Source organism: Herpetosiphonaceae bacterium (assembly GCA_036374795.1).
Lineage (GTDB): Bacteria > Chloroflexota > Chloroflexia > Chloroflexales > Kallotenuaceae > LB3-1.
Genome location: DASUTC010000010.1, coordinates 1 through 1785 on the forward strand (window position 1 = coordinate 1; position 1785 = coordinate 1785).

At 63.9% G+C, this 1785-nt stretch carries 1 protein-coding gene; it reads left to right on the plus strand.

The window, feature by feature from the left end; all coding sequences use genetic code 11:
- Nucleotides 1–129 precede the first annotated feature (129 nt).
- Nucleotides 130–1785, plus strand: a 1656-nt coding sequence (locus VFZ66_00555) for an HAD-IC family P-type ATPase (GenBank protein HEX6287642.1), incomplete at its 3' end; no start/stop codon positions are given.

The window sequence follows — 1785 nt, forward strand, 5'->3', positions numbered from 1 at the left end:
TGGCCGGTCAGCCGGCTATTGCAGCTACAATATTCCTGGGCCAAATAGAGAAGCAGCCGAGAATTCGGTACACTATCCTTGAAGAACCGTTCACTTTGCCAAGAGTCAACCCCCAAAGGAAGTCCAACTATGAGTCAACGCCCCGCAATGGAGCCGGCATGGATGAAGGATGGATCAACCGTTCTCGAGGCTCTCGGCACTACTCAAGACAGAGGACTGGAGCCGGCAGAGGCGGCGCGCCGACTGGCGCAGTACGGCCGCAACGAGTTGCAAGAGCGCGGCGGTAAAACGTCCCTGCGCATTCTATGGGAGCAGTTCAGCAGCACCATGGTGCTAATCCTGATCGCTGCCGCTATCCTCTCGGCATTGCTCGGCAAACCGCTGGAAACCGCTGCCATTTCAGCCATCATCGTGCTCTTTGCCCTGCTGGGCTTTGTGCAGGAGTACCGCGCCGAGCAGGCCATGGCGGCGCTCAAGCGGCTCGCCGTGCCCGTCGTTCGCGTGCGGCGGGGTGGGGCGCTCGAGGAGCTTTCCGCACGCGACCTGGTGCCCGGCGACATCGTCCTGCTGGAGGCGGGCAGCAGCATTCCCGCTGATCTGCGCCTCATCGAGAGCGCCAACCTCCGCGTGCAAGAAGCGGCGCTCACCGGCGAATCGGAACCGGTCGAGAAACAAACGCAAGCGCTGGCCGCTGCGGAGCTGCCGCTCGGTGATCGCAAGAATATGGCGTATATGGGCACCTTTGCCACCTACGGTCGAGGCATAGGGGTGGTCACGGCGACGGGCATGGACACTGAGCTGGGCCGGATTGCAGAGCTGATCCAGAGCGTGGAACAGCAGAAAACACCCCTGCAACAACAGCTTGATACAGTCGGCAAGCAGCTGGCGCTGTTGGGGATCACGATCGCCGTGCTGCTGCTTGGGATCGGCATGTGGCGCGGCGAGCAGCTCAGCGACATGATCCTCACCGCCATCAGCGTGGCGGTCGCGGTGGTGCCGGAAGGACTCCCCGCCGTGGTCACGATTACGCTGGCGCTCGGCGCCCAGCGCATGCTGCGTCGCCGCGCTCTGATCCGCAAGCTGCCCGCCGTCGAGACGCTCGGCTCGGTCACCACCATCTGCTCGGATAAGACCGGTACGCTGACGCAAAACCGCATGACAGTGACGGTGATTGACGTCGCCGGGTACTATCTGGAGCTGGTCGGCACCTCGAAACCACCTGCTCCCGCGCTCACCCCAGCGCGCGATGCCGCCGCGATGTGGGAGAATCAGCCGCTTTCGGTAGGCCTGGTGCTGGCGGGCAGCGCGCTGTGCAACGATGCCTCCCTGCAGCCAGATCGGGAGAGCGGGCGTTACTTGCCAATTGGCGATCCGACCGAGGGCGCCCTGCTGGTCGCTGCCTTGCAGGCGGGCTTGGAGCGCGACGCGCTGGAGCACTGGCTGCCGCGTGTGGCGGAATTGCCGTTTGATTCTGACCGCAAGCGGATGACCACCGTGCACCGCCTGCCCGCCGATCCGTCGCACCTGCCCCCAGTGCTGAGCGCGATGAAAGGAATGGAAGGGACACACATCGCGTTCACAAAGGGCTCGGTGGATGGGCTGCTGGAGATCGCCACTCAGCTCTGGATGGGCGATCATGCCGAGGCCCTGGATGCACACTGGCGGCAGCGCATCGCGGCGGCAAACGAAGAAATGGCCATGAACGGCATGCGCGTCATCGGCATCGCGTTCAAGCGGCTGCGCAGTTTGCCGGCTATCTCTGAGCCGGCGCTGGAGCGCGATTTG